Genomic DNA, 3,417 nt, shown 5'->3' with positions numbered 1-3,417 from the left:
AAGGAAATAGCCCATCATCACGGTATTGCTGTAGGGTTCTTTTGGTGATATGCAGTAAGGCGCAGACCTCTTCTCCATTGAGATATAACTCCCCACCCACTAAGGGGCGGAAGTGTTCCTGAATAAAGGCTACTTGTTCTTGAAGGCGCGTAAGTGCCGCCTTGTATTGCGCGATTTCTTCTTGGTTATTGCTTAACATTAGATTGATGTTTTAAGAGAGACGTTCCTGAGTTTAATAGTTGCTGTACCTCAGCAAACTTAAAGTAGTTTTTTCTAAAAATAGAGGACGAGGCTAATATACCCTTGTCTTTGTAATTCTGTAAAGTACGCTTGTTAATCCCCAACAGCTGACACACTTCTTGAGCATCTAACCACTTTTCTTTCTCTTTTCCTATGGGATAGGCACTGATAAACTGCTGTAAGTTATCTGTAAGGGCTGATAATTCATCAAAAGCTTCTTGAAATACCTCTTTTTCTATTACTAATACTTCCATTGTTACTACTTTACTATGATTTTGAGTGCAAAGGTAGGGTGTAAGCACATAAAAACCTCTCAGCTGGCAGTCTTTGGCAGTGAGAGGTAAAGGGTGGCTTTGAGAAATAAATCTTTAAAATATTTCTGTATTGCAAATTATTTGTACTTTTGCTATCTGATAACAAAATAAGAAAACATTATGATAAAAGGAATAGACTTTTTTACAAAGGTAGCCCATACTTATGGTAATTGTATTAATGATACAAAAGAGGCAGAACTTTTTTTCAAGGATTTTATGAATAAAACTAAAGGATTAGTTATTGTTGATTTTCTTGATTCAGATAATTCAGATTGTATTGTTGATGTACGGTTTAATCATAAAAAAGGATTAATACATTTATTATTTAGATTACCATCAAAAGATCCTGAAGAAAAAATGGCGAGGGAAATGGTGTCTATTCCTGATGTTTGGAAACTTATAGCAAAATTCAATAACATTCGTTTTATACACAATAAAAAGGGGGAGTGTTTAGCTATTGTGATTAATACGTATACTTTAAGGAAAAAAGAAATAAAGAATATCATAAAAAAAAGAGAGTATAAAGAATTAAAGAATGAAGAAAATAGTTTTTTTTCTATTGACTATATCGGAATAAGTAAAAAAGATTTAATAGAATCTATAAGGGTTATGAGAACTCCGATCAATTCATTTTGGATTATTCCTAAAACATTATCTATTTCGGCACAAGATTCAGAAAGGCTGTTATATCATTATAATCTTGATAAATTAGAAAAAAGGCTTAATCAATCTATTAAATGGCTAATAGAAGATCTAAAAAAGGAAATGGATAAGGAGGATGAGGAAGATGTTATTAAAATGTATGGCAATAAGATGAGAAGAGTGGCGGAATCTTTGTTCAAATTGGTTAGATGTTTTTATCAAAAAGTATTTGCCATTAGTCCAATAGATTATGATAAAACTTTAGGAGAAATAATTAAGCCTTTAGAAGATAGTGTTTATCTCTCTCAACAAGATAAAGACCATATTAAGAGAATTAAAAATATAGCTAATAATTTATCACATGATTCTGGTGACCCAGTTAGTTTTGATAATATCACAGAATTATATTTTTGGTTAAGGTATTTTATCAAAGATTTTTGTCATAGAATAGAAGAAAAAGAAGAAAAGAAGTCCTTACTATTAGGAAATGAAAAACCATCTCCTTTTGAATTTATACAAAAGAATTTACTTAAATGGAATTTTATTGATGAAATAAATAAGGTACTAATATCTGATCCTTCCAATTGTTTATTTAAAGTTGTCATAGAAAATCAATCTGATACAAATTCATTATTTTCATTAGAAAATAATTATCTTTGTAAAGATGGAGTAATAAGAAAACTCTCCTATGATGATAATTCTATACTAACTATTTCTAATAGAAATGACGTAATACACCTTTTACAATCTATCCAAAAAAAAGTAAGAGAAATGTGTATTAATGAAGGGGTAAATGATAATTATATACCTCTAAGTATCACAGCAGAATATATTAAAAAGAACAAGCCAATACATTTGTTTACATTTAAGGAAATAAAGTCTTTAATGGCTACGGCAGATGATAGTGTAAATAACAAACTTGTTATTGATGAGAATGGATATGCTAAAATCATTCAAGATGTATCTTATGGCTATTTATATCCTGTTAGCCAAGAAACTTGGGGTGCAGGAAATAACTATGTAGGGAAATATTCCTCATTATCTGATGCAAGACCCAGTTACCATCTTTGTCTAATGGGATGGTTACATTACCTTAAAACAGGAGATACATATTATAATGACTGTTTTCCATCTATAGAATCTGAAGCAAATATCATTAAAGAAATTAAAAAATACTACTAAATTTAACCGAAACAAAATAGGCTAACCCATCGCTGAGTTAGCCATTTTCATTACTTCTGTACCTGCAGCGAGCATTCAATTTTCTTTTCGTTGCCGAAGCGGTCGGTGAGCCAGAGGGTAAAGGCGTGGGAGCCGATGCTGTGGGCGGTGTAATAGAGCCTGAATACCTTTTGAGGGATAGGATAGCTGTCGTTGGGGACAAAAGGTGCACCTTTCTCAAACCGCAGAGTGCCTTTACCTTCAAAAGAAAAGTACCTCAGAGAATAGGTATTTTCAGTGTATACCTGTGTGGGGAGTATCTCCAAACGCAGTTCAGCAGTACCACCGAGAGGTAGCTGTTTAGGGATGGGCAAGAGCTTTACCTCAAAGGGAAAGTTCTGTTCTATGGCAAGCTCTTTTTTACAAGAGGTGAATAGGCTCACACATAGTATTGCAATAAGTCCTATTACAATTTTCTGATTTATTTTCTTCATCGTATTGTCTTTTAAAGGTTAAAACATATAACGCAGTCCTACAGTAGCACAAGGACGTAGTAGCTCAAAGGAACTTCCCCACAAAGCCGCTACCTTGCCAGAGCAGAGCACTAAAAAGTGATTACTTAGGTAAGTCTCTATCTGCAAACCTACCTGTGCACCATAGAGAAAATGGTTTTCATTCTTTAGCAAAGCTCCATCAGGGAGGAGACTTTTGCTATGATTGACTACCTCATAGCCCAAAAGAGCTTCTGCTCCCAAGTTCAAAGCTACCGTTTTACTGCTGTCACTGATCAAGGCAAAGCTATAACCTCCTGCACCTATATACCTCTCAACAGGTATATTCAGACTCTTGTAAGGGTATAATCGCCTTTGATATTCAAGGGTAAAATGCTTGTAGTTACCCCTTTTAGCATTGATACTATAGCCTAACTGCACCCCAAAATCATCAGAAAAGGAGGAGGTAAAAGCCTCTGCGGGTGCGATCCAAGAGAGCGAGATACCTTTTTGTTTGGGTAACAATCGCTGTGCCTGGGCAATGGAGCCTCCTAAAAAGCACAGACAAA

Annotated in this window: 5 protein-coding genes; 1 reads left to right on the top strand and 4 read right to left on the bottom strand. The window is 34.2% G+C overall.

Translation table 11 applies throughout. The features are described from left to right. Nucleotides 1-199 (bottom strand): DNA-binding protein (locus tag Q0625_RS09515; protein ID WP_298826340.1); only part of this gene is annotated, 199 nt, incomplete at its 3' end. Then, nucleotides 186-494 (bottom strand): helix-turn-helix domain-containing protein, encoded by a 309-nt coding sequence (locus Q0625_RS09510; protein WP_298826339.1) that lies wholly within the window; start codon nucleotides 492-494, stop codon nucleotides 186-188. The genes Q0625_RS09515 and Q0625_RS09510, both read right to left, overlap by 14 nt. A 180-nt stretch (nucleotides 495-674) precedes the next feature. Between Q0625_RS09510 and Q0625_RS09505 the strand changes: the two genes are divergently transcribed. Then, nucleotides 675-2,378, top strand: coding sequence for a hypothetical protein (locus tag Q0625_RS09505; RefSeq protein ID WP_298826337.1), 1,704 nt, complete (start codon nucleotides 675-677; stop codon nucleotides 2,376-2,378). A gap of 50 nt (nucleotides 2,379-2,428) precedes the next feature. On the opposite strand, the gene Q0625_RS09500 is transcribed toward Q0625_RS09505, so the two are convergent. Continuing rightward, nucleotides 2,429-2,851: a TraQ conjugal transfer family protein gene (locus Q0625_RS09500; RefSeq protein WP_298826335.1), complete on the bottom strand. Its 423-nt coding sequence runs from the start codon at nucleotides 2,849-2,851 to the stop codon at nucleotides 2,429-2,431. Nucleotides 2,852-2,869: 18 nt separating this feature from the next. Next, nucleotides 2,870-3,417: conjugal transfer protein TraO (locus Q0625_RS09495; protein ID WP_298826333.1), on the bottom strand; the 548-nt coding region annotated here is incomplete at its 5' end.

Origin of the sequence: uncultured Capnocytophaga sp. (assembly GCF_938029845.1) — a bacterium.
GTDB lineage: Bacteria > Bacteroidota > Bacteroidia > Flavobacteriales > Flavobacteriaceae > Capnocytophaga.
The sequence above is the reverse complement of the archived record's forward strand: the minus strand, read 5'-3'. Positions and strand labels throughout refer to the sequence as shown.

Coding starts and splice junctions, on each gene's coding strand:
- Q0625_RS09510 (WP_298826339.1), bottom strand. CDS start 494: ATGGAAGTATTAGTAATAGAAAAAGAGGTATTTCAAGAAGCTTTTGAT.
- Q0625_RS09505 (WP_298826337.1), top strand. CDS start 675: ATGATAAAAGGAATAGACTTTTTTACAAAGGTAGCCCATACTTATGGT.
- Q0625_RS09500 (WP_298826335.1), bottom strand. CDS start 2,851: ATGAAGAAAATAAATCAGAAAATTGTAATAGGACTTATTGCAATACTA.